We start from the raw sequence: 1,728 nt of genomic DNA, 5'->3' as shown, positions 1-1,728 counted from the left end.
GGTGAGGGGCCCGGCCCCCCGCGCACGCCGGGCCCCTCACCCGGGGTGGGACTCCCCCGCCGGGTTCGCGCCCTCCGCGCCGGTCCGCGCGCCCGCGTCCGCGCCCTGCGGCCCGGTTCCCCGCGCCTCGCGGCGTTCCCGGCGCAGCCGCCGCCCGCGCCGGGCCGCCCACACGCCCGCCGCCACCATGAGCGGGAACACGACGAGGACGAGGACGGGCACCAGGAGGGCCAGCAGCGAGGTGACGAAGCTGACGACGTCCTCCAGGAAGGAGGTGACCGGGGCCGCGCACCCGAGGGAGACGGAGTTGGCCACCGGCCGGGCCAGGGACTTGACCGCGTGGAAGGCCAGGGAGACGACCACGCCCGCGACCACCGCCCACCAGGAGACCCCGTCCCCGCCCGCGGCGGCGCCGGAGGCGGCCCCGGTGATCTCGCCGAGCTCCACCGCGGAGGCCCCCGCGCCGAAGGTGATGCCGCCGGAGGTGGGCCGCACCACGGTCTGGAGGACGTCGTTGAAGCTGTCGACCGCGGGGATCTTGTCCGCCGCGAACTCCACGACCAGCAGCACGGTGAGGACCACGAGGGTGACGGGGTGCTCGATCCACTGCCAGGACTCTCCCAGCGGGACCAGGTCGGTGAAGCGTGCGAGCAGTCCGACGAGGAGGAGGGGGATGTAGGCGTTGAGCCCGGCCGCGGAGGCCAGGCCCAACCCGGTCAGTGTGGTGAGCATGCGCTTCCTTCTGTGCTCCCGGCGTGGGGCGCCGTGCGGTCATGCGGTCACCGCCCGGCACCGCTGTACCCGTGTTGACGCTCGCGGAGCACGCGGGGTTTTCGGTTCGGCCCCCCTACTGCCGGTAGTTCTCGACCTCGGAGACCGGGCGCGGCTCGGCCTCGTCGGGGTCCTGGTCGAACTCTTCGCGGGCCCTGCGCTGGCGGAGCAGGTCCCAGCACTGGTCGAGCGCCTCCTCGACCTGCTTGACGCGGGCGCGCTCCCGCGGGTCCAGTCCCCCGGCGGTGGAGCGGAGCGCGTGCTCCTCGTCGATCAGTCCCCGGATGGTGGCCATGATGTCGTTCTCGGCGCTGTCAGTCATACCGCCATGGTCGGTTCGGGGCGGGGCCGCGGGCAAGGGCCACCACCCCCGCGTTGCCCAGAGCGGACCGGACGTTTACGCGCGGTGACGGTCCCCGCGCACGGCACGCGCGCGCCTCCGGGCGGGGCGACCGGTCCCCGTTCGTCTGGGAAACTCCTACTACGACCGCGTCGGCGGTGCGGCGCGCGCCCGCGGGGGGCGCACCGGCGGAATGCGTTCCCGACCCCCGCCGTTGGATACCACGAGGGGGTATGGTAATGGCATCTGAGCAGGAACGACACGGAAGCGGGAGCATGGCTGCGACCCACGGTTACAGTAACGACAAGCAGAGTCACATCAACCGGCTGCGCCGTATCGAGGGCCAGATCCGCGGGTTGCAGCGGATGGTCGAGGACGACCAGTACTGCATCGACATCCTGACCCAGACGTCGGCGGCCAACAAGGCACTGCGGTCCTTCGCGCTGTCCATGCTCGACGAGCACCTCAAGCACTGCGTGTCCAACGCGGTGGCCAACGGCGGCGAGGAGGCGGACGAGAAGGTCCGCGAGGCCTCAGAGGCGATCGCCCGCCTGGTCCGTTCCTGACCCCGTCGCCCCCGCGCCCGCGCCCGACCGGCCGCGGCGGGGCGCCGCGGC

3 protein-coding genes are annotated in these 1,728 nt (G+C 73.4%); 1 reads left to right on the top strand and 2 read right to left on the bottom strand.

What is annotated here, in order from left to right; genetic code table 11:
• Positions 1–36 precede the first annotated feature (36 nt).
• Positions 37–732 carry a DUF4126 domain-containing protein gene (locus DQW06_RS16460; RefSeq protein WP_071622494.1) on the bottom strand — a complete coding sequence of 232 codons (696 nt, stop codon included), beginning with the start codon at positions 730–732 and terminating at the stop codon, positions 37–39.
• 115 nt (positions 733–847) lie between these two features.
• Complete coding sequence (locus DQW06_RS16455; protein WP_013154269.1) at positions 848–1,093, bottom strand: DUF2630 family protein; 246 nt, start codon at positions 1,091–1,093, stop codon at positions 848–850.
• 293 nt (positions 1,094–1,386) lie between these two features.
• Here DQW06_RS16455 and DQW06_RS16450 point away from each other — a divergent pair, with 293 nt between their 5' ends.
• Complete coding sequence (locus DQW06_RS16450) at positions 1,387–1,677, top strand: metal-sensitive transcriptional regulator (RefSeq protein ID WP_013154270.1); 291 nt, start codon at positions 1,387–1,389, stop codon at positions 1,675–1,677.
• The last annotated feature ends 51 nt before the right edge of the window (positions 1,678–1,728 follow it).

This window comes from Nocardiopsis sp. TNDT3 (assembly GCF_003427465.1).
GTDB classification, from domain to species: domain Bacteria; phylum Actinomycetota; class Actinomycetes; order Streptosporangiales; family Streptosporangiaceae; genus Nocardiopsis; species Nocardiopsis dassonvillei.
Note: the sequence above shows the minus strand (reverse complement) of the source record. Positions and strands in the feature narration are given on the sequence as shown.